This window comes from Latilactobacillus parafuchuensis, from assembly GCF_055271665.1.
This window is the reverse complement of record NZ_CM143875.1, coordinates 1,569,482-1,591,155: the sequence shown is the minus strand read 5'-3', so window position 1 is coordinate 1,591,155 and position 21,674 is coordinate 1,569,482. Positions and strand designations below refer to the sequence as shown.

The following is a 21,674-nucleotide window of genomic DNA, read 5'->3' as shown; positions in this document are numbered from 1 at the left end:
TTTTAAATTATCGACTAACCAAACTGAATCTCAATCGGGGCGCTATTTGGCTAATCAAGCCACATTTGATCAATTCGATGAGCACGTACGGTACAAATCCGGTCATCAACGCCACCGGCCACGTTAATTTTAAAAAGAATAACAACCAGACCGTCCCAATTAATAATTGACTGAGGCTGGCCACAAAAGTCACCCCAAATAGCGTTAATGGCTGGCGGCCTAACCAAGCAATCCCAATGGTCGTCACGGTACTATACGCCAAAAATCCGATCAGATAGCCACCGGTCGGCCCGACCAACACACTCATCCCACTGGTAAAATTGGCAAAGATTGGTAATCCGAGCAATCCTAACGTTAGGTAGGCTAAAATAATCATGAGATTTAAACGATACGGTAAAATCGTCGCTAATAAACCAACAACTAACGTTTGGAGGGTTACCGATATCGTCCAAATGGGCAAACTAATTTGGGCGCTGATGATTAATAATGCTAAGCCTAAACTCGCATAACTGATTTGACGTGCCTTGGATAAAATCATCGATTTTCACTTCTCCTAAAACACTAGGGGCCTGTTTTAAAATAAACCTTGGTCCCCGGTTGAATAATTTGATGGGGTGTCAAGTGCAACTGACCTGTTGGCGTCAGTGCCGTCACGTGGCCCAATAAGTCGTGCCAACCAGCATCCCGATAAACAGCTCGACCGATTAACTGGGTTGCTTGTAAATATTGCGCCACTAAATCAGGAGCGGGTTGTTCTAACGCCGGCACCAATTGCGTTAATAAAGTCGCAATCAACCGATTAAGGGACACTTGTCGTTCAGCAATCTGATTTGCGAGTGAACTAAACGGCGCCTTTTGTGCAACCGGTACGTCATAATTCAGACCAATCCCAATCACTAGACCAATTAGTTGGCCCTGTTGATTCACAATTCCGTCCGTTAGAATCCCGGCTAGTTTGCGTTGTTGCCAATACAGATCGTTGACCCATTTAACGGCCACGGTCATCCCAAATAAGTCTTTTAGGACTTGGCGCAAAACCACCGCGGTCGTGGCGGTATATTGAAAACTAGCCGCATTAGGACTTACTAATGGCACGGCTAAACTCAAATAAAGACCGCCAGCTGGTGACAAAAACGGCCGTGAGTACTGACCATGTCCAGCACTTTGTTGTTCGGCAATTACGACGGTCCAATCTTGCGCCGAACTGGTATATTGGGCTTTTAAATAATCACTAGTTGAGGATAACGTTTTAAAGGTTTGAAACGTTAATAATTGCTGTAACCTACTCGATAGCTGTGTTTCAATATGTTGTTGGTTTAAAATTTGCATCCCTAAATTAAATGAACACCCTTGTCGACATAAATCACATCACCCGTGATACCACTGGCTAACGAACTCAATAAGAAACTGGCGGTATTGCCGACTTCTTCAATTGTGACCGACTGGCCATCAACTGTCCGGCGTTCTGATTCATCTAACAAAGCCCGATAATCTTTGACCCCAGTGACGGCTAACGTTTTGATCGCGCCAGCAGAAATCGCGTTGACCCGAATGTTTTCAGCCCCTAAATCACGCGCTAAATAACGAACACTTGCTTCCAATGACGCTTTGGCAATGCCCATCACATTATAATTAGGAATTGCCCGTTCTGAACCAAAATAAGTTAACGTGACAATACTACCTGGCTGTTTTAAAATTAAACGACCGTATTTTGCAACGGCGATTAATGAATAAGCACTAATCTCTTGAGCGAGTATATAACCCGCACGCGACGTTTCATAAACAACACCTTCTAATTCTTCACGGTTTGCGAAAGCAATTGCGTGAACAATCCCATCAATCATGCCAATCTCGGTTTTAATTGTTTGAAAAGCCGTTTCAATCGCTTGGTCATCACTGACATCACACGCCACTAGAGTCGCTTCTGCTGGTAATATTTTAAGTAATTTTTGTTTAATCCGTTCATTTTGATAAGTATAAATCACGTCGCCACCAGCGGCGATAATCGCTTGTGCGCACCCCCAAGCAATACTTCTTTGGTTTGCAACACCCATCACTAATATTTTTTGACCTTTTAACACTTTGCGTCACTTCCTCTTCCTTAAAATTGGCGGAACCGCGCTTGACGCATCTTCAAGAGCGTCTCACTTGGAATCGCCTGTAAATTAGTTAACTGTTCAGCTAAAACGCTTTGAATCGCTTGACAGAATTCGGCTGGATTGTCCGATTCCGGAATAATCCCTTCAATGATCCCCGCCTTCTTCAAAGCGGTTGGTGTTAGTTGCATGATTTCAGCGGCTTGATCTGCCAACGAGCTGTCTTTCCACAAAATGGAAGCAAAGCCTTCCGGTGATAACACCGAATACATACTATTAGTGACCATCCAAACTTGGTCACCACACGCCAGTGCTAAGGCCCCACCAGAACCGCCTTCCCCGAAAATCACACTGATAATCGGGGTTTTTAGCGTGCTCATCGTATAGAGGTTATTAGCAATCGCCATCCCCTGACCCGTTTCTTCAGCATGGGCGCCTGGATAAGCCCCCGCCGTATTGACCAGCGTGATAATCGGCCGGTTAAATTTCTCGGCGGCCTGCATTAAACGCAAGGCTTTCCGATAACCGGCCGGTTCGGGACAGCCAAAATGACGCGCGATACGCTCCTCCGGTGTGGTCCCTTTATCCGTTGCAATCACGGTCACCGGTTGGCCTTGAAAAGTCGCAACCCCACCAACAATCGCGGGGTCTTCACCACCGACACGATCCCCATGAAAAACCAGCAAATCGTCAAACAGACCGGTTAATAATTGTTCTGTAGTGATTTTGTGTGGACTGCGCGCACCCGCCACAATTTCGGCCGCTTGGGTTTTAGTCTGTTTCATTAATTAACCCTGCTTTCGTGTAATCTGAGAATCTGTCCTAACACCGTTTTTTGTTGTTCACGGGAAACGATTTGATCAATAAAACCATTTTGGAGCACGGTTTCAGCATCTTGCAAATCGGCTGGAATTTGTTCATGGGTCGTTTGTTCTATCACGCGACGCCCAGCAAAACCAATCAAGGCTTTGGGTTCCGCTAGAATAATATCAGCTTGCGTGGCAAAACTAGCCGTCACACCCCCCGTAGTCGGATCCGTCAATAAACTAATGTACAACAACCCTTGGTCGGCATGGCGTTTAATCGCAGCCGAGGTTTTAGCCATCTGCATCAACGATAGAATCCCCTCTTGCATCCGCGCGCCACCCGAAGCCGTAATCAGCAACACGGGTAATTTTTTAGTGGTCGCTAATTCAAAAAGTCGCGTAATCTTTTCACCCGTAATCGTCCCCATGCTCCCCATAATAAAATAGGGGTCCATGATGCCCAGCGCCACTTGCTGACTTTCAATCGTCGCGAGGCCCGTTAGAATTCCGTCGTTTAAACCGGTAACCTGTTGGGCTTGTTTGACTTTCTGCGCATATTTCGGGAATTTCAATGGATTGGTAGTTTTAATTGTCGTATCAAGCGGTTGAAAATCGGCCGTTAACCACGCCAAACGAATCTTGGCCCGTGTTCGAAACCCATAACCACATAATGGGCAAACTCGGAAAGGACCGAGTTCTTTATGGTAAAAAGATTGCTGACATTTAGGACACGCAACCCATAAACCATCGGGGACTTTTTGACGACTGGCTTGATTATATTTCAGGTGCGCTTTGCCAATGTTACGCACGGCATTAAATAATTGCATGGCACCCTCCTACGTTAATCCGTTAATTTTTGCGATAAATAATCGGTTGTCACCTGGCTGGCTTCAAAGACCGGATCAACCAACAAAGTTTGTTGAAAAGTTTGATTCGTTTGAATCCCGGTTACAATCAATTCGCTTAACAAGCGTTGCATTTTGGCAATCGCAATTGCTCGCGTTGGTCCCCAAGTGACTAGCTTACCAATCATCGCATCGTAAAAAGGTGAAATCGTATAACCACTAAAAAGATGGGTATCAATTCGCACCCCAAGATTGCCAATCGGTAAATAGAGATAATCAATCGTCCCTGCTGAGGGCGCAAAATGTTGCGCCGGATCTTCAGCGTTCAACCGACATTCAAGCGCAAATCCATTTGGTGTCAGTTGACTTTGGTCAAACGACAACGGCTGTCCCTGTGCGACATTGATCTGTTCGCGAATTAAATCAATTCCAGTTACCATTTCCGTAATCGGATGTTCGACTTGAATCCGCGTATTCATCTCTAAAAAATAAAATTGATGGGCTTGATCCATTAAAAATTCAACGGTGCCCGTATTGACGTAGTTAATTTGCTCGGCAGCTTGCAACGCAATGGCGCCTAATTTTTGACGTTCTTCAGTCGTTAATAAAGCACTCGGTGTTTCTTCCAACACCTTTTGTTTAAACCGTTGTAATGAACAATCCCGTTCTGGAAAATAGACCCCGTGGCCCTGTTGATCTCTAAAAATTTGGACCTCAATATGTTTAACGTTGGTCATAATTTTTTCAAGGTACAGTGATTGATTGCCAAATGATGCGGCACTTTCAGCTTGGGCTTGCGGATAAAGTTGATTCAGTTGCGCTTCTGATTCAACACGTCGAATCCCTTTACCACCGCCACCAGCGACGGCTTTTAATAAAACCGGATAACCGATTTCACGCGCCACGGCTTGGGCTTGCGCCAAATCTTGCACCGGACCGTCACTGCCGGGAATCAACGGCACGACTGCTTGTTGCATGCTTAACTTGGCTTGACTCTTATCGCCCATCAAGGCAATCACTTGACTGCTAGGTCCGATGAACGTGATGCCACACGCTTCACACATTTCTGCAAATTGACTATTTTCGGATAAAAAACCGTAGCCGGGATGAATTGCATCACAACCAGTGCCCAAAGCGGCGGATAACACATTTTGCATATTGAGATAAGAATCTTGCGCGCGATTACCACCGATACAAACGGCTTCATCGGCTAACTGTGCGTGTAAACTATTGCGATCAGCCTGCGAATAAACCGCGACTGATGCAATCTGCATTTCTTTTAACGTTCGAACAATGTGGAGGGCAATTTCACCACGATTGGCAACTAATACTTTTTTAAACATCTGGGGCCCTCCTTATTCAATGATAAATGTTAATTCTGCGGTACAAGCTTTTTGACCATCAACGGTCGCAATCGCTTTTCCTAAACCAATTCTATCTTTTAACTTTTCTAAAGTGACTGTAATTTCTAAAACATCCCCTGGCCGTACAACGCGCCGAAACTTGGCGCTCTTAATGCCACCAAAGTAGACCGTCCGACCTTTAAATTGATCTAACGTTAATAACGCAATCGCACCAGTTTGCGCCATCGATTCTAAAATCATGACCCCCGGCAATACCGGATTACCTGGAAAATGGCCCTGAAAAACGGCTTCGTTAATCGTCACATTTTTTTGCGCTACGGCTGATTCACCCGGTATATGTGTTAAGACCCGATCGATTAATAACATCGGATAGCGGTGCGGTAATATCTTTTGAATTTCGACAATATCTAACATGTTTTATCCTTCTTTCACTTTGAAAAGTGGTTGATGGTATTCAACCAGTTCTTCATTGGCGACCAAGACTTCCGTCACAACGCCTGCGACCGTGCTCTTAACTTCGGTCATCATCTTCATCGCTTCAATCACACAAACGACAGTGCCGACAGTCACCGACTGCCCAACAGCGATGTAAGCTGCCTTGTCCGGTGCTGGTTGTAAATAGACACTCCCAACCATCGGTGATTTAATCGCAGCATTCTCTTCTGTCGCAACCTTGCCGTCATTGCTTGGTGCTGATGCTTCAATTGACGTCGCTTGCAGCGTCCCGACTGGCGTGATAGCAGCTGAGGCGGTGGCTGTTTTTTGTTTATTTAAATATAATTTGACATCTTCGGTTTCGAGTTGCATTTCTTGGTTGGCCGATTGATTAAATAAGGTCACCATTTCTTTGACTTGTTCGTATTCCATCTTTAGTCACTCCACTTCTTAAACAGCAACACCGCATTGTGACCACCAAAACCAAATGAATTACTCATCCCGTATTGGGCGTCAGGGGCACTCGTTGGCGCCGTAATCAGATTGATCTGACAATGGTCATCGCGTTGTTGTGTCCCGATATTCGGTGGCAAAATACCTTGTTGTAAAGCCGCTAACGTAATGACGGCTTCAACCGCGCCGGCCGCACCCAATAAATGACCCGTCATACTTTTAGTACTGCTGACTGGTACTTGGCTGTCTAAACCAAAGACCCGATTGAGCGCGGCCGATTCAGCGAGTTCATTGGCCATCGTCCCCGTCCCGTGGGCGTTGACGTAATCAACTTGGTTGGGTGTAATCTGGCCTTCATTGAGAGCCATCTGCATCGCTTTAGCTGCAACGCTCCCGTCCGGATTCGGCGACGTCATATGGTAAGCATCACAATTCGTGCCGTAACCAACAATTTCACCTAAAATTGTCGCGTTGCGGGCTTGCGCGTGTTCTAAACTTTCTAACACGAGCGTCGCACCGCCTTCGCCCATCACAAAACCTTGACGATTTTGATCAAACGGCAAAGAAGCGCGCTGCGGATCGGTCGCCGTTGACAACGTTGATAACGCCGCGAAACCACCGATGCCGATTTCATTAATCGACGCTTCAGCCCCGCCCGTTACCATGACAGTCGCGCGCTTTTCTTTAATTTGGCGATAGGCTTCACCAATAGCGTTGGCCCCACTAGAGCAAGCCGTGACAATTGTCGTACAAATGTTTTGCGCGTTGATTTCAAGGGCAATATTAGCCGATGCCATGTTGCCGATTGATTTTGGCACAAATAACGGTGAAATGTGATCAGCGCCTTTTTCGACCATTCGCATCACTTGTTCTTGAATCGTGGTTAACCCACCAATCCCAGAGCCATAAATCACACCTAAATCTTCAGAATTCGTATTCTCTGGTGTAATCTGCGCCTGTTGCATCGCTGCTAGCGCACTGTCGACCGCGTATTGTGAAAATAAATCCATCCGTTTCGCTTTTTTCTTACCAACCCGAGCAGCTACATCAAAATCTTGAACTTCGGCGGCTAAGGTCACCCCAGTCGCACTGGCATCAAATTTAGTGATCGGACCGATGCCCAAATCACCTTGTAGAATTCGTTTGGTAAAAGTGGCGGTATCGTTGCCTAAAGGTGCGACAACGCCCATACCGGTTACAACTACTCTTGTCATTGTTATCCCTCACTTATATCGTCATGCCACCATCAACTGTTAAGACTTGACCGGTGACGTATTGATTTTCAGCCAAGAAAAGCGCTGCTGATGCGACTTCTTCTGGTTCACCAAACCGATTTAACGGAATTTGTGCCAAAATGGCATCCGTCATCGCTGGTTTTAAGACGGCTGTCATATCGGTCGCAATCATGCCTGGGGCAATCGCATTACACCGGACATGTCGTTTAGCGCCTTCTTTAGCAACTGATTTCGTCAAACCAATAATTCCCGCCTTACTAGCGGCATAGTTGGCCTGACCGGCATTGCCATGTTGACCAATCACACTAGCTAAATTAATAATGCAACCACTGCGTTGACGTAACATCTTCGTAAAGGCGACTTGGGTGACATTAAACGTCCCCATCAAATTAACATCCACAACCGCCTTAAAATCAGCTGCGGACATCGCCATCAATAATTTATCTTTGGTAATCCCGGCATTATTGACCACAACGTCCAATCGTTCAAACCGTTCGAATGCGGTCGCTACGATTTGGGTCGCCGTCGTTTCATCAGTGACATCGCCTTGCACAAAAACACATTGGCGGCCAATGGTTTCAATTTCAGTAATCAGTTCAGGATCGACTGTCTGGCGACCATTGAGAATTAAATCATAGCCGGCCTTAGCAAAGATCACCGCAATCGCGCGACCAATTCCGCGGCTACTGCCGGTGATGGCCACGACTTTAGCTTCGTTTTTCATTAGTGCACCTCTTTCAACGCCGCTAGCACGGACGTCAATTGTTTTTGATTACCAATATTAAAGCGTTCAACTGTCGGAATGGTTTGCCGGGCAAATTTACTTAACGTCTTCCCCGGACCGACTTCAATTAAGACATCAATTCCCTCTTGGGCTAAAAACTGTAGATTAGCGCTAAAATGGGTCGCATGGGCCATCTGTTGGACCAACGTCGCCGTTAAAGTCGCCAATTCAAACGGCTGTTGCGTCGTATTACTAATCACGGGATACAGCCCTTGATTTTGCGGCGTTTGTTCAATAAACGGTTTAAAAACTTGCGCCGTTTCAGCAAACAATTGGGTGTGAAAAGCCCCGCTGACTTTCAATGGTAAACACTTCGTCGTTGGCGCCAATCGATTTAATTCAGTTGTGAATTGCTGAATGCCATTTGGTGTGCCACCAACCACAATCTGTTTCGGTGAATTGACATTAGCAATCGCCACCCACTCACCTTGCGCCTGAACGGTTGTACAAATTTGTTGGACTTGCGCAACATTTGGATCAATCAACGCGACCATTTGGCCGGCTTGGTGCTCAATCGCTTGTTGCATCAAACGACCGCGCGTTGCGACTAATGGTAAGCCTTCCGCCATCGAAAAGGTTTGGTTGGCAATCAACGCTGAATATTCCCCTAAACTCAAACCAGCGGCCGCCGTAATCGGCACATTATTCTCCGCTAAAAGTTGGGCAATTCCGACACTCATCGCGACGATTGCCGGTTGCGCATACTGAGTTTGCGCCAATAATTCTGGCGTTTGCATTATGACGGGTAAATCAAGACCCGTCACTTGGCTAGCTTGATCAATCACAGCTCGATAAGTCGGTTGATTCTGATATAAATCAAGCCCCATCCCAGCCACTTCGCTGCCCTGACCACTAAATAAAAGTCCAATTTTCTGCATCGTATTGCCCCTTATTTAGCAGCTAATGTTTGTTCAATGTAATCAACCACGTTTTGAACGGTCACGATTGATTCGTCTGGATCTAATTTGACTTCTAAATCATCTTCTAATTGGTTCATGACTTCGAAAATATCAAGACTATCAGCATCCAATTCTTCCCGAATATTAGTTGGTGGTGTCACTTTTTCAATCTCAACATCCAATTGTTCTGCGATTACCGCTTGTACTTTGTTTAAAATTTCTGCTTGTGTCATGATAAAATCCCCTTGTTTGTTAGTTTATTTTTTTAAATTTTTAATAACGTATGATTTGAATGCCAATCGTCAATCCACCGCCAAAACCGCATAAAACACATAAATCACCGGTTTTAATGCGACCTTGTTGGACTTCTTCGTCCAATAATAATGGAATACTGGCGGCGGAGGTGTTGCCGTAGTGCTGTAGATTCATCGGAAACTTGGACAACGGTTGTTTTAACCGTTTGGCTAATTGCGTAATCAGTCGCGCATTGGCTTGATGAATCAAGAAATGATCGACTTGGTCCAACGAATAGCCCGCCGCCAAAACGGCTTGTTCAAGTTCCACTGGCACCGTTCGTGTCGCAAAATTATAAATTGAACGCCCCGACATTTGAAAAAAGTCGATTGCTAAATGGGTTTGCGTTGGTGCTTGCCAATTCGTTTGACCGGTAACAAGTTGCCCTGAAGTCAGTTGATCGTTCTGCTGACCCAGAGTCACCAATCGTTCGCCTAACCAAGCGTCTGCGGCTTGCGTACCTTGTAATAACACACCTGCTGCCCCGTCGCCGAAAAGAACAGCACTACTGCGATCCGACCAATCCAACACTTTGGAAATCACTTCGCCACCAATCACCATCACGTAATCATCTTCTGATTGTAGATAACCTTTAGCAACGGATAAAGCGTACGTGAAACCCGAGCAAGCCGCACTAATGTCAAAAGCAAAAGCATTGACAGCTTCAATGTTCCCCTGTACAATCGCAGCAGTAGCTGGCGTATAGTAATCGGGTGTCATCGTCGCCACGATAATCGCTTTGACTTGACTCGCGGCTAATTGTTGCTGGTTCAATAACTGGCGTGCCACTTGCGTACATAAATCAGATGTATTTTCAGTTTGTGCGATTCGACGTTCTTTAATCCCGGTGCGACTTTCAATCCATTCATTAGATGTTTCTAAGCGTTTTGCTAAATCGTCATTGGTCACAATTTGCTGTGGCACTTGTTGAGCGGTTGCAATCATTTTAAAGGCCATCTTTTAACCCCTATTTTTTTCGAGTTGACTATCACGTGGACCCACAACAAACGTTAATTCTGCTGTGCAGACGTTTTCGCCGTCAACCGTTGCGCTAGTTTGCACAACACCCATATTTGATTTCGTCTTAATTAAGGTCACTGTCAATTGTAATTGATCACCTGGTCGAGCCTTCCGTCCAAAATCAACTTGTTTGGCCGCTCCCAGATAAGCCGTTTTACCGGCATATGCTGGTGATTTCAAAATTAAAATTGAAGCGGTTTGTGCGAGTGCCTCGATGATCAATGTATTGGGCATTTGCGGCTGATCAGGTTGATACCCGCGCATGAACGATTCATTAATCGTTAAAAGCTTAGTGGCCACAATTTTTTTATCCGGTTCCAACGCCTCAACACGATCAATGTAAATGATTGGGTAGCGGTTAGGAATTAGCGCCATTATCTCGGATGTCGTTAATATCGTCATAATTCCCCCTTGTGATTTTATGATAATAAAAATACGATACGGCATATCGCATTTCTATGTCGAGAAGATTATCACATGCTTTTTTAGAAGTCAATGTTAGTTCGCAAGTAATTTAGGCTCAGCGGTTATTAAAGCTTGCTACAAGTACTTTTTTAAGCAATATTAATTTTTATCAGGAAGCATTTATATTGACCTGTGTAAGCGCTGCCATATATGCTAAATCCAACTAATCTGTGACCAACATTTTCTACCCACCATCATTTAGGAGGATTACTATGCTTAAAGCCTACCGAAATTATTGGCGTTTCCTATTGGATTTTTCTGGCAGAACTAACCGCAAAGATTACTGGTCCGCTATTTTAATTAATTTGTTAATCAGTATTATTTTGATGCTAATCCTAGAAATTTTAATCGCTAATTTCATTAATATCAGTCCGATTGATAATGTTAATAAATTATTATTATCCGTCCTTTACCAGAGCATTCTATTGTTTAACTGGGTAGCTGCCTTAGGGATTACGGTTCGCCGACTCCATGATAGTAATCGCTCTGGTTGGTGGCTACTACTAGAGATTATCCCAGTCATTGGATTTATCTGGTTGGTGGTCTTAACCCTATTACCATCCGATCCAACAGCGCTTCAGAGAACACCTACTAAAAATTCGCGTTATCTCATCCTTCTATTAATCGGTATTTTAATCGTTGCGGTCGTTAGAATTGTTGAGAGTAATTACGACACTTATGTCAATGAAATCTACACCGCTAAGCAAGTTCCCAAATGGTCCGCTGATCAAGAACCTTTGCTAACGCAAGCAGCATTTAACCAAACAGTTGCTAAATACAGCAAAAATCAACTTTCAAAAGCTACGCTGAAAAAGGCTCGAACTGTGATTGTCCCTGGCCTGCATGGCGCTTGGTCACTTAATTATCAAACTAAAAAAGCCGCCTTCGGGAGTAACTGGATTCCACAGGGACTAGCTGAAAATCAACAGTCCTATTTTATTAGTGCTTATGATGGCAACCATCAATTAAATTCGTTAATCTTCGTCGTTGATAAAAGTACCGGTAAGTATCAAAAATCACTGATTTTGCCACGCAAATCACACGTTGGTGGTCTAGCGGTCGATGAGGATCACGATTTATTATGGGTGTCTGACGATACCAATCAATCAGCTCGTATTCGGGCCATTTCCTTTAAACAAATTGACCAATATGACGCTGCAAAATCCCAAAAACCGATTGGCGCAAAACAAATTGCACCCCTTCGTTGGGCCAGTCGGAGTTCCGGCTTAGTCTATTTTAAAAATAGTCTGTTAATCGTTAAATACGGCCGCGAAACCGGCTCACATAGCGTGGTTGATATTGCAGTGAATGCCAAAACGGGTCTCGTTCAAAAATCCAGCATGCGGACCGTTAAACTGACTAAACAATTAACTAATCAACTGGCTAAAAATAACAGCCCCGCCGCCTACGCCAAGATTATGCAAGACCAAAAAATTATCAAATCATATACCACTGGCTTCAAACGTATGCAAGGATTAGCCGTAGTGCCTTTCGAAGATAGCAGTGCCGTCCTAACCCTCTATACCCAAAGTAATGGTCAAGCAGCCAGCAATCTCATTATTAACATTGCTGACTTTAATCAACAATTAGACTTTAATCAAATCAAAAAGCTTAATCAACCGTCTAAATCTGAATCAATCATTAAACTACCACCGTCCGTTGAACAAATCAGCGTCGATCCGCAAAATCACAAAATTAGTTTAATTTTCGAAGGTGCCGCCAGAGAGTATCGTAACTTTAATCTCGGTTTGTTTAGAAAACCATTCATCGACCGCCTGATTATTTTTGATTACTAAAAATAAAGCTTTGGGTAAACGTTGTTTTGACAATGTTTATCACAAATTTTTATTTATATTGAACATTAAATATACCAAGATTGATGACTTTAATTAATGGCTAAAAAGCACTGGAACGTTTTAATATATTTTTATTATATGTAAAAATACTATTATTTTATTGTTTTTATTGACAATTAATTTAAGCAGTGTAAAATAGTGCGTAAGGTGACGTCCCTTAACTACTATTTTCTTGGAGGATTTAGTTTATGAAAAAAAATGTACGCTTACTAACAACGGCTGCGACAGCGATGATGCTAGCTGGTGTTTTTGCACCATTAACAACGGTGCAAGCATCTGTTGCTGGTACAACCGCGCCAACATCAACTGTCAGCAATCCTAAACAAGCACGAACTGCGATTATCACTGCTAAAGGCACCCTACAAGGACAAATGGTCCCTTACATTAGATGTGTTCCTAATACAGGTAAAGTCACTTTACACTACACCGCCCAAAATTGCGGCTTCGTTGATGGCGATATTGCCTACCTAACGATTAAATTACCAGAACAATTTAAATACCTTGCTAGTCAACCTGAATTCGCATCCTACATCACTGGGGAGATGCGTGAAACCAGATTGTTTGGCGATACCTCACAACCGATTAATCCCAGTAACGTAACTGTTTATACTGATCGTATTATTGTTGAAGTCCCAAGATCATTCTGGATTGGCGTTGGCGATGTCAACGCTGATATCGTGATTGATTACGGTCAATTACTAGAAGAGAATCATCACTTACCAGTTGATTCTGCACCAGCTGGTTACGAATTCATTGCGCACTTACAATATTCATCAGCCCCATGGGACCTTCTCAAGGCCCCAATTATTGGTACTAATAACGACACAATCTTCACTTCTGAAACAGACGCCATCTATTAATTATTTGAAATAAATTCCTCCCAAATTTTTTCAATAATTCAAATAAACTTCATCAATAGGGACTGTCTGTTAAATTTAAACCCAAAAAGCCATGGATAATATTTCTTAAAATATTGTCCATGACTTTTTTTCTGGATAATAAAACCCAAAGCTTAATCACCAACAGCAGCACCTAAGTCATCAGTCCAAGTTATCTAATTAACCTATTTTGCCTTTAGAAATCTATTTAGATTGGCTGATATATCTGTTCCAGTTGAGAATATTTTTGCTTCTTTACCATTTGATTTATCAAATCCTGCATAAAATATTAATTTTCTATTCCCATTAATATAGCCGTTAACCGTTATACCACCCATCGGATTAGGCTCTATGGTCTCAAAATCTAAATTTATTTCTGTTATTTTCTGTGTAAGATCCTCATCTTTTAAATCAGCAGTAACTAAACTTTTGTTTCCCTTCACTATTTCCACCATCTCTTGATGCACTGCCAATTGTTTCTCATACCTATAAACTATCCCACTGATAAGTCCGATTGCGATTATAACGACACTACTGATGATTATTTTCATTGTTTTAGTCATTTCTAATTCTCCATTTTATCCGGCTTTTACCTTTTTAACTTCATTAAACATGGCCTTGATGAAGCTGTTTTACGCCTTCTAAAAGTTTATCCAATTGCGCCGAATAACCACTTATGCCAGAATTTTTATCTAGTTCACCTTGATTATTACTACTTAAAGTAAATCTGACGTATAAATTCTTCTGATTGTTGATATATAAGGTCCCGTCTATGCCACCCAATGGATTATGTTCAATCGTTGATTCATCAACTGAATAGTTTTGAATGATGCCTTCTTTGGTAAAAGCTTGAGAATCTAATTTTTGAATACCATATTCAAAAATATCGGTTGCTTCTTTACTCCTAATAATTTCAATCATCTCTTGCTGCATTGCGACTTGTTTCTCATGCCTATAAGCTAACCCACCACCAAGTTCGATTGCGATTATAACGACACTACTGATGATTATTTTCATTGCTTTAGTCATTTCTAATTCTCCATTTTAATTCGCTTCATTGCTCACTAACCTCTGGTAATTGTCCACTTTGGATAGCGACATGGCCCTTATTCATTGCCAATATTACAGAAAAATCATTACTAGGATCATTATTTACGTATCCTGTCAGAGATATGCCCCCCATTGGACTATGTTGAATCGATTGATAGTCAATTACCACACGCTGTATTTTATGATTATCGTCTTTTAACCGGACATATTTCTCAATAACAGATTTATTTTCTTTCACTATTTTTACCATCTCTTGATGCACTGCCAATTGTTTCTCATGCCTATAAACTAACCCACCACCAAGTCCGATTGCGATTATAACGACACTACTGATGATTATTTTCATTGCTTTAGTCATTTTGGGTCCTCTATCTTATCAAAATTGACACCTGCTCCACCTTCTACAAATACTTTCCCATCCGACTTACCAAGCGTCAAAGAGTAATCTTGATTTTCTGCGTCTTTATTTACATACGCGACAACATTTATGCCGCCCATCGGATTGTGATCAATCTTAGAATAATCAATTTCTATAACGCTAATTTTTCTATTATTGCCATTCTTTTTATAATCTCGTTTAATGTAATTAAATATCACAGATTTATTTTCTTTCACTATTTTTACCATTTCTTGATGAAATACCGCTTGTTTCTCATGCGCATAAACCAACCCGCCACCAAGTAAAATTACGAGTATGACAACACTACTAATGATGATTTTCATTGTTTTAGTCATTTTTAGTTCTCCATTTTAATTCAGCACATCTTATCCGGCGTAATCACGTATATTTGCAGACAACTTTCTAGATTATTAATAATATCGCGACATAATAAATTTACTGCTTATGCCTATGCGCCAATAATTTTTCTAAATTAGCTGAATTCCCCCCACCATTATCTGTTAACTTTCCATTGTCCTTGTCCAAAGTAAAAAATATATATAAGTCTTTATCATGATTAATAAAAAGCGTTACATTAATACCGCCCAATGGATTATGTTCAATCGTTGATTCATCAACTGAATAGTTTTGAATAATGCTTTCTTTAGTAAATGCTTGAGAATCTAATTTTTGAATACCATATTCAAAAATATCGGTTGCTTCTTTACTCCTAACAATTTCAATCATCCCTTGCTGCATTGCGACTTGTTTCTCATGCCTGTAAAATAGTTCACCGCCAAGTCCGATTGCGATCAGGACAACACTTCCGATGATTATTTTCATTGTTTTAGTCATTTTTAGTGCTCCATTTTAATTCGCTTCGATTAATTCCCATATTTCCAATATGTAAAATATCGCTATAACATCCCTTATCTGGCATAGTCCGGTGTAGTAGCCGATTCAACATATATTTTATTTTGATTCTTGTCCAAAGTTAACGAATAATCTTTATTCTTAGTATCATGGTTTACATATGCAACGACATTTATGCCACCCATCGGATTATGTTCAATTTTAGAATAGTCTATTTCAATATCTTTAACCGCTCTTTGATTATTCCCTTCACGATAATCTCGTTTAATGTAATTAAATATCACAGATTTATTTTTTTTAACCGTTTTTACCATTTCTTGATGAAATGCCGCTTGTTTCTTATGCGCATAAACCAACCCGCCGCCAAGTAAAATTGCGATTATGACAACACTACTAATGATTATTTTCATTGTTTTAGTCATTTTTAGTTCTCCATCTTAATTCATTATGATTAAGGTGTCAGATTCGATTGCACACCAAGCTCACCAAAATTCTTCTAAAGTCTATCATAATCAGTTGCGCAATAGACTAGATTATCATGAACGTCTTTAAATCGGCCCTCAATGTTGTGCAAATATCGTTTTATTTGATAATAATTGCAAAATAATAGGCACACTAGCAGCACTGTTTTAACAGTCTTGCCAAAGTACCTATTGGGTTCATAAAAATATTGACTGTCTTATTTACCCTAACTTTTATACTAAATTCACTTATCATAGTTTCAATACCAATCTTAAAGGATTTATCTGCGTCTATTAATCTAGTGAAAGTCGCACCGGAAAAATCCGTTTTATAGCCCTTAATGGCAATTACTGAATACTGTCGTGGTGTTGTCATTTTATCATCTCGCTCTTTTCGTTAGAGTAAACAACATCTATTAAAAATTCTTATAATCAGGTATTCCATGTTATCAATAGTCACATATTGACTTAGCGTGTTCATTTTATAATCGCCTCTTTTCCTGTTGTATAAACTACTTTAATAGCCCCTTTCGTCACTCCTAACGTTAGTCCATTCTCACTATAAGAACCAAAACCGCCTATTGTCGTTGAATTTTCCTTAATAAACTTCCCATCAGTTTCAACGACATCAAAATCAATGTTTTTTATTCCAGGAGATGATTCATAAAAATCAGTTATTTTAATTTTTTTAATATTTTTAAAGCTCTCTTTTATCTCAATACTAGCTTGTTTTTCTAATGCCACTTGTCTGCTTTCTTTATCCCTATGAACCTTCACTCCGATGCCAATTCCTAGTAACACGAGGATTATTATTATTAAGACGATAATCTTGGTTTTTCTTCGCACAGTCCGTCCCCGCTAAATATGGTGCTCATTCTCAATTTAATTTTAAATAATACACAACGTGATAGTTTTTTAACGCTATATCTTTTACATCCAAAGATTTTGCCAATCTATTTTCTTTTTTTAATGCTGTTTTTTCCAACCTATCATCGCCATCAGCAATTATTCCGGCTTGAGATAATCCATCTACATCAATTCCCAATTTTGGCCCATCATTTACTGAAAATTCAAATTGAACCTCACTAGTATCACCAATTTTAGATACTTTCGTAAACTCAATTTTTTTAATGCCTTTATATTCTGAAATCAATTTTTGAGCAATCGATTTCTCTGTTTTTTGTAACTCTTGCGCTTGTGTTTCATGATTCATATGCATCCTTACTCCTACTCCCACGAAGAATATTATTATACAGCCTATAATCAATACTATTTTTTTCATAATAACCACTGATACCTATGTATTTATAATTTGTTAGAGCTTACCATAATCGTTCATGAATTTTACCCTATCGCATAACCGTGCCTAAGTTTGATCTAAACTTGGTATTCATTTTCTAATCGAATATTGCTTAGGCGTTGTCATTTTAAGGTTGCCTCTTTTTTGTTACTGTAGATGACACGAATTTTAGTCTCTGTTGGTTCATTAACAGCTATTATGCCATACCACTTACCATTAATTTTGACATCAGTACCACATGACCAACTACCAGCATCTGAGATGCTACTACCATTTTCATCAAATTTTATTTTCTCTAACCCTTTTAGAATTATTTTCACCATAATCAGCCTTGATTCACTGGTAGTCCTCTTAAATTTCTCCTTTTGACCCGTCTACAAATTCAATTTGGACAGATGTCCTAGTTTTACCTAAATCTAAACCATTATTCCTATAACTCCCCGTTGAAATAGAATTCAAATCCTTTTCTTCACCTGTAATCGTCATAACATCAAAATCAATGTTAGGGGTGCCAGGTGAACTTTCATAAAAATCAATAATCTTTATCGATTTAATATCTTTAAAAGTATTCTTAGCCAATTTGACTAACCTTATTTCTTCTTTTTTTATGTTATCATTATGAACTTTCACTCCGATGCCAATCCCTAGGAATACAAGGATTGTTATTAGTGCGATGCTAGTCTTTGCTTTTCTTCGCATCAAATAATGCCTAGAAGTTGTCATTTTAAGGTTTCCTCTTGCCCGTTACTATAAAGGACCTCGACAGGTGTTCTCGTTCCAGCATTTCCTTCTGGCAATGGATCTCCACCATCTAAACCATCTTGATTTAAAATTTCCTTATATTTCTTACCATTTACAATAACATTAACACTAACAGACCAATTCCCAGCACCTGAATAGGAACCATCTTGCATAAATTTAATTTCTTCCACTCCAGGTTGAACTTCTTTAAAACCAATAGCGGCGGACCGTTGCTTTTCTACACTATTATTTTCTTTATCCATATGAACCTTCACTCCGATTCCAACTCCTAGTAACACAAGGATTGTTATTATTAAGACGATAATCTTGGTTTTTCTTCGCACAGTCGTCCCTCGCTATCTGCATTAAATATACTTTAACTATCGCTATCAAAACGTCTCACTTTTACCTGATAAATAAATAACTTTAGTTTTATGATCTGTTTTACCTAGTTGCGTTTCAAAAATCCAATTTTCTTCAACGGAACCAAATGATTCACTATCGCCCAAGTCCAAATCAACTTTATAGCTTGTATCACGGTCATTCGTTATCTCAACAATATAAAAAATACTCCCAGAACTAGCCTCTCCCTTTTCGAGAATTTTGATTTCAATAATATTTTTAAAATTTTGCTTAGCCTGAAGAGCCACTAACCGCTCTTGCTCGATTTCGACTGTGTCCGTATGCACTTTCACACCGATTCCAATTCCTAGTAGTATAAGCATTGTTATTACGATGCTGATTTTTACTTTTCTGCGCATCAAATAATGCCTAGAAGTTGTCATTTTAAGGTTTCCTCTTGCCCGTTACTATAAAGGACCTCGACAGGTATTCTCGTTCCTGTATTTCCTTCTGGTAAATTATCGCCAGCACCAAGACCATTTTTTGTTAATATTTCATTATATATTTTATTGTTTATCTTTAATTTAGCATCAACAGACCACGCACCGCCGCCATCAATTGATCCGTCTTCAATAAAACGAATTTCTTCAACTTCAGGTTGAACTTCTTTCACACCAATTGCAGCCGTTCTTTGTTTTTCTAAATTGCTATTTTTATTATTGATCTGCACTTTCACACCGATCCCCATCAACAACATTATTATGCAACCTGCCATCACCATTATTTTTTTCATAAAAATCACTGACACCTATGTAATTATAATTTTATTAAAGCTTACCATAATCATTCACGGCTTTTACCCGATCAACATAAACGTGCCTATGTTTGACCTAAACGTTGCCAAATATCCTTTTTATTGATAAAAAATAGGATAAGCGCTTATCCTATACCTTCTTCCTTGTATTTTGGATTAAATATTTTTTTGCTTTTGAGAGATACAAATTATTACTAGATTGGCTATCTATATAACCTTTCGCCTAATAATATCGCGCTGCTCATTACTGCCTAGCTTAAAATAGTGTTCACCAATAGTTTCATGGTATTTCTATCCATCTGATTTTAATGAGTAAATAATTCTATAATCACTCAAATTAATTTCTTTTAATCTTAATGGTTTGTTTCGTCTATTCTTAGATTTCAAGATTGTTTGCTCAATTTCATTTTTACCATTCGCGAGACCATTACTAATATTGTCATCATACGCTGACTCCCCAACATCATATCCCAATAGAACACCCTCATTAATCTTAAATTGAAATTGCTTATAGCCAGTTTCTCCAATGTAACTGTCCGCAATAAATTCAATTTTGTTTATTCCTTGATATTCAGAGATTAATTTTTTGGCAATGACCGCTTCAGTTTGTTTAATTTCTTGATTTTGTGCTTCTTTATCCATCTGGATTTTCATCTTGATTCCTGTTAATAATAGAACTACACAACCTATAATTATCAATATTTTTTTCATAAAAATCACTGACACCTTTATTTTAAATTTCTATATTATCTTATAATACCCGTGGAATGTCTGATTCATCGATTAATACATCATGCCAATCATCAGGATTGGTAACCGTATAAGCAATATTATCTAAACTGGTATATTGTTTGGTTGTCGTTATTTCAACACCACCTCATCTCCATTACTATATTTAACTTTTACAGAATTTTTAGTTTTCTTTCCTGTTTTTTCTTCAGGAAAATCTTTATCGACACCACCATAGGAACCGCCATCTTTCCCTGTTGTAATTTCATACCAGTTATCAGAAATTTTTAATTTCACGTCGATATACCAAGTACCAAAATCATTTTCAGTTTTTGAAAACTGCCCACCATCTTTGTCAAAAATAATCTCTTCTAAATCTGTATACTCATTTCTCAATGAAATTGCAGATTCTCTTTGATATTCCAATTCTTTGGTCGCTTTATTGTCCATATAAACCTTTACCCCCAGCCCAATTCCGGTCAATAACAAAAACATACCACTTACAATAATCAATATTTTTTTCATAAAAATTACTGGCACCTTTATTTTTATATTTTTTTAAATTCTAACATAATAGTTTATATGATTTACCATTTCGACATAAACGCCATAAAATTTGTTCTCAACGTCATTGGAATATCGTTTTTATTGATACAACTATACATACGTTATACAACAATCACGAGATGAATTTTTGGAATATTAATAAAAAAAGCACTTCCCAAAATAATTGAAAAGTGCTTTTGATCATTGATATACCAATGATACTCAAATAGTTCATCATCTCTTACATGTCTATGATTAGTTAAAATTCGACTTTGCATAATATCTAAAAATTTGTCCATTGCTTCAAAGATATCCGTAAATTTATACTTACCAATAACAGAGGCACGTTCGTTTGTCATATCAACCTAATACGATAATCATCGCAACAATTAATAATATCTCATGGGTGGTGTCGGTCAAATTTTTGAGAGAATCTGTGTTCATTAACCCAGTAATTTCATGGGAGGTAACGCGTTAAATCAATTGGGTCTTTTACCGGAATTATTGCTACTTCAGAAATATCAACATCTTTTTCCCAACCAAATTTATCAACCCTTTTAAAATCAGGGATAGTCGGTTCGCTGTTACAAGTCAAAGTAATTATCGGACTGTTAGGATCAACTAACGCTCCAAACTTAATTCCTTGATAAATAGCTTGATAATAGAGTGTATAAGCATTTGTGAACAACTTTAACTTTTCTGGCGTATCAGCCGTATATTGATAATATTCAATCCCAGAATATGAGTTCTTAGTCTTTACATCGTACTTTAAATATTGTTTATCCGTTGTTCCAAAATGTGGTGCGTCACTGAGAAGTAACGGAAACTCTTTATTTGTTGGAACAAAAGTCACATATTTACCCATTTCTTTTAAATCGTTAGTCATCGTAAATCCCTCCAAAACTCTTTTGCATTTCCATCGTTATTTTGGGCATGAGTCTCATCTTATTGAATCTTTATATTAATTACGACCACGTTAACTAGTTAAATATTATGAAGATTCAGACTG

33 protein-coding genes are annotated in these 21,674 nt (G+C 39.8%); 2 read left to right on the top strand and 31 right to left on the bottom strand.

Translation table 11 applies throughout. The features are described from left to right. Positions 1 to 7 precede the first annotated feature (7 nt). From ACVPPQ_RS07860 to fabZ (ACVPPQ_RS07795), 14 genes are read right to left on the bottom strand one after another with little or no spacing between them, the layout of a single operon-like run. Positions 8 to 538, bottom strand: coding sequence for a biotin transporter BioY (locus tag ACVPPQ_RS07860; protein ID WP_463493831.1), 531 nt, complete (start codon positions 536 to 538; stop codon positions 8 to 10). Positions 539 to 561: 23 nt separating this feature from the next. Next, positions 562 to 1,329 carry a biotin--[acetyl-CoA-carboxylase] ligase gene (locus ACVPPQ_RS07855; protein WP_463493830.1) on the bottom strand — a complete coding sequence of 256 codons (768 nt, stop codon included), beginning with the start codon at positions 1,327 to 1,329 and terminating at the stop codon, positions 562 to 564. A 2-nt stretch (positions 1,330 to 1,331) separates the two neighbouring features. Beyond that, complete coding sequence (fabI, locus tag ACVPPQ_RS07850) at positions 1,332 to 2,054, bottom strand: enoyl-ACP reductase FabI (RefSeq protein WP_463496354.1); 723 nt, start codon at positions 2,052 to 2,054, stop codon at positions 1,332 to 1,334. Positions 2,055 to 2,101: 47 nt separating this feature from the next. Beyond that, positions 2,102 to 2,881: a carboxyltransferase subunit alpha gene (accA, locus tag ACVPPQ_RS07845; protein WP_463493828.1), complete on the bottom strand. Its 780-nt coding sequence runs from the start codon at positions 2,879 to 2,881 to the stop codon at positions 2,102 to 2,104. Continuing rightward, a complete protein-coding gene (locus tag ACVPPQ_RS07840; RefSeq protein ID WP_463493826.1) occupies positions 2,881 to 3,729 on the bottom strand; it encodes an acetyl-CoA carboxylase carboxyltransferase subunit beta in 849 nt (282 codons plus the stop codon). Before ACVPPQ_RS07840 ends, accA begins: the two co-directional genes overlap by 1 nt. 14 nt (positions 3,730 to 3,743) lie before the next feature. Continuing rightward, positions 3,744 to 5,090 carry an acetyl-CoA carboxylase biotin carboxylase subunit gene (gene accC, locus ACVPPQ_RS07835; protein WP_463493824.1) on the bottom strand — a complete coding sequence of 449 codons (1,347 nt, stop codon included), beginning with the start codon at positions 5,088 to 5,090 and terminating at the stop codon, positions 3,744 to 3,746. A gap of 12 nt (positions 5,091 to 5,102) precedes the next feature. Further along, positions 5,103 to 5,525, bottom strand: a complete 423-nt coding sequence (fabZ, locus tag ACVPPQ_RS07830) for a 3-hydroxyacyl-ACP dehydratase FabZ (RefSeq protein ID WP_463493822.1) — start codon at positions 5,523 to 5,525, stop codon at positions 5,103 to 5,105. A 3-nt stretch (positions 5,526 to 5,528) separates the two neighbouring features. Then, entirely contained in the window at positions 5,529 to 5,978 is a 450-nt protein-coding gene (gene accB / locus ACVPPQ_RS07825) for an acetyl-CoA carboxylase biotin carboxyl carrier protein (RefSeq protein WP_463493820.1), read from the bottom strand. A gap of 2 nt (positions 5,979 to 5,980) precedes the next feature. Beyond that, positions 5,981 to 7,213 (bottom strand): beta-ketoacyl-ACP synthase II, encoded by a 1,233-nt coding sequence (gene fabF, locus ACVPPQ_RS07820; RefSeq protein ID WP_463493819.1) that lies wholly within the window; start codon positions 7,211 to 7,213, stop codon positions 5,981 to 5,983. A 13-nt stretch (positions 7,214 to 7,226) separates the two neighbouring features. Then, complete coding sequence (locus ACVPPQ_RS07815) at positions 7,227 to 7,958, bottom strand: 3-oxoacyl-ACP reductase family protein (RefSeq protein WP_463493817.1); 732 nt, start codon at positions 7,956 to 7,958, stop codon at positions 7,227 to 7,229. After that, on the bottom strand, positions 7,958 to 8,896 hold the full coding sequence (locus ACVPPQ_RS07810) for an ACP S-malonyltransferase (protein ID WP_463493816.1): 939 nt from the start codon (positions 8,894 to 8,896) through the stop codon (positions 7,958 to 7,960). The genes ACVPPQ_RS07815 and ACVPPQ_RS07810 overlap by 1 nt, the downstream gene beginning before the upstream one ends. An 11-nt stretch (positions 8,897 to 8,907) precedes the next feature. Beyond that, positions 8,908 to 9,150, bottom strand: a complete 243-nt coding sequence (locus ACVPPQ_RS07805; protein ID WP_025083143.1) for an acyl carrier protein — start codon at positions 9,148 to 9,150, stop codon at positions 8,908 to 8,910. A gap of 40 nt (positions 9,151 to 9,190) precedes the next feature. Then, positions 9,191 to 10,168, bottom strand: a complete 978-nt coding sequence (locus tag ACVPPQ_RS07800; protein ID WP_254680694.1) for a beta-ketoacyl-ACP synthase III — start codon at positions 10,166 to 10,168, stop codon at positions 9,191 to 9,193. Between the two features lie 3 nt (positions 10,169 to 10,171). Continuing rightward, positions 10,172 to 10,633: a 3-hydroxyacyl-ACP dehydratase FabZ gene (fabZ, locus tag ACVPPQ_RS07795; protein ID WP_025083141.1), complete on the bottom strand. Its 462-nt coding sequence runs from the start codon at positions 10,631 to 10,633 to the stop codon at positions 10,172 to 10,174. Positions 10,634 to 10,908: 275 nt separating this feature from the next. Between fabZ (ACVPPQ_RS07795) and ACVPPQ_RS07790 the strand changes: the two genes are divergently transcribed. Together ACVPPQ_RS07790 and ACVPPQ_RS07785 are read left to right on the top strand one after the other, a co-directional pair. After that, entirely contained in the window at positions 10,909 to 12,492 is a 1,584-nt protein-coding gene (locus ACVPPQ_RS07790) for a DUF805 domain-containing protein (RefSeq protein ID WP_463493814.1), read from the top strand. A 248-nt stretch (positions 12,493 to 12,740) separates the two neighbouring features. Further along, entirely contained in the window at positions 12,741 to 13,412 is a 672-nt protein-coding gene (locus tag ACVPPQ_RS07785) for a hypothetical protein (protein WP_463493813.1), read from the top strand. Positions 13,413 to 13,615: 203 nt separating this feature from the next. Here ACVPPQ_RS07785 and ACVPPQ_RS07780 read toward each other — a convergent pair whose 3' ends face one another. The 17 genes from ACVPPQ_RS07780 to ACVPPQ_RS07700 form a co-directional block, all read right to left on the bottom strand. Further along, positions 13,616 to 13,993, bottom strand: coding sequence for a DUF1310 family protein (locus ACVPPQ_RS07780; protein ID WP_463493811.1), 378 nt, complete (start codon positions 13,991 to 13,993; stop codon positions 13,616 to 13,618). A 43-nt stretch (positions 13,994 to 14,036) separates the two neighbouring features. After that, positions 14,037 to 14,459, bottom strand: coding sequence for a DUF1310 family protein (locus tag ACVPPQ_RS07775; RefSeq protein WP_463493810.1), 423 nt, complete (start codon positions 14,457 to 14,459; stop codon positions 14,037 to 14,039). Between the two features lie 25 nt (positions 14,460 to 14,484). Further along, positions 14,485 to 14,838, bottom strand: coding sequence for a DUF1310 family protein (locus ACVPPQ_RS07770; protein ID WP_463493808.1), 354 nt, complete (start codon positions 14,836 to 14,838; stop codon positions 14,485 to 14,487). Further along, a complete protein-coding gene (locus tag ACVPPQ_RS07765; protein WP_463493806.1) occupies positions 14,835 to 15,215 on the bottom strand; it encodes a DUF1310 family protein in 381 nt (126 codons plus the stop codon). The genes ACVPPQ_RS07770 and ACVPPQ_RS07765 overlap by 4 nt, the downstream gene beginning before the upstream one ends. Positions 15,216 to 15,315: 100 nt before the next feature. Then, complete coding sequence (locus ACVPPQ_RS07760) at positions 15,316 to 15,714, bottom strand: DUF1310 family protein (RefSeq protein WP_463493805.1); 399 nt, start codon at positions 15,712 to 15,714, stop codon at positions 15,316 to 15,318. A 74-nt stretch (positions 15,715 to 15,788) separates the two neighbouring features. Then, entirely contained in the window at positions 15,789 to 16,154 is a 366-nt protein-coding gene (locus tag ACVPPQ_RS07755; protein ID WP_463493803.1) for a DUF1310 family protein, read from the bottom strand. A 516-nt stretch (positions 16,155 to 16,670) separates the two neighbouring features. Then, a complete protein-coding gene (locus ACVPPQ_RS07750; RefSeq protein ID WP_463493801.1) occupies positions 16,671 to 16,937 on the bottom strand; it encodes a hypothetical protein in 267 nt (88 codons plus the stop codon). A gap of 133 nt (positions 16,938 to 17,070) precedes the next feature. Beyond that, a complete protein-coding gene (locus ACVPPQ_RS07745; protein WP_463493799.1) occupies positions 17,071 to 17,406 on the bottom strand; it encodes a hypothetical protein in 336 nt (111 codons plus the stop codon). Positions 17,407 to 17,615: 209 nt separating this feature from the next. Further along, complete coding sequence (locus ACVPPQ_RS07740; protein WP_463493798.1) at positions 17,616 to 17,816, bottom strand: hypothetical protein; 201 nt, start codon at positions 17,814 to 17,816, stop codon at positions 17,616 to 17,618. A 28-nt stretch (positions 17,817 to 17,844) separates the two neighbouring features. Next, positions 17,845 to 18,123: a hypothetical protein gene (locus tag ACVPPQ_RS07735; protein WP_463493796.1), complete on the bottom strand. Its 279-nt coding sequence runs from the start codon at positions 18,121 to 18,123 to the stop codon at positions 17,845 to 17,847. 89 nt (positions 18,124 to 18,212) lie between these two features. Beyond that, positions 18,213 to 18,497 (bottom strand): hypothetical protein, encoded by a 285-nt coding sequence (locus tag ACVPPQ_RS07730; protein ID WP_463493794.1) that lies wholly within the window; start codon positions 18,495 to 18,497, stop codon positions 18,213 to 18,215. A gap of 126 nt (positions 18,498 to 18,623) precedes the next feature. After that, on the bottom strand, positions 18,624 to 18,995 hold the full coding sequence (locus ACVPPQ_RS07725) for a hypothetical protein (protein WP_463493792.1): 372 nt from the start codon (positions 18,993 to 18,995) through the stop codon (positions 18,624 to 18,626). Between the two features lie 20 nt (positions 18,996 to 19,015). Beyond that, on the bottom strand, positions 19,016 to 19,369 hold the full coding sequence (locus ACVPPQ_RS07720) for a hypothetical protein (RefSeq protein WP_463493790.1): 354 nt from the start codon (positions 19,367 to 19,369) through the stop codon (positions 19,016 to 19,018). A 312-nt stretch (positions 19,370 to 19,681) separates the two neighbouring features. After that, the gene (locus tag ACVPPQ_RS07715; protein ID WP_463493788.1) at positions 19,682 to 20,032 is read right to left on the bottom strand and encodes a hypothetical protein; all 351 of its coding nucleotides are present in this window, start codon (positions 20,030 to 20,032) and stop codon (positions 19,682 to 19,684) included. A gap of 219 nt (positions 20,033 to 20,251) precedes the next feature. Continuing rightward, the gene (locus ACVPPQ_RS07710; protein WP_463493786.1) at positions 20,252 to 20,659 is read right to left on the bottom strand and encodes a hypothetical protein; all 408 of its coding nucleotides are present in this window, start codon (positions 20,657 to 20,659) and stop codon (positions 20,252 to 20,254) included. Positions 20,660 to 20,787: 128 nt separating this feature from the next. Continuing rightward, positions 20,788 to 21,024 carry an Imm59 family immunity protein gene (locus ACVPPQ_RS07705; protein ID WP_463493784.1) on the bottom strand — a complete coding sequence of 79 codons (237 nt, stop codon included), beginning with the start codon at positions 21,022 to 21,024 and terminating at the stop codon, positions 20,788 to 20,790. Between the two features lie 98 nt (positions 21,025 to 21,122). Next, the gene (locus ACVPPQ_RS07700) at positions 21,123 to 21,551 is read right to left on the bottom strand and encodes a hypothetical protein (protein ID WP_463493782.1); all 429 of its coding nucleotides are present in this window, start codon (positions 21,549 to 21,551) and stop codon (positions 21,123 to 21,125) included. Between the last annotated feature and the right edge of the window lie 123 nt (positions 21,552 to 21,674).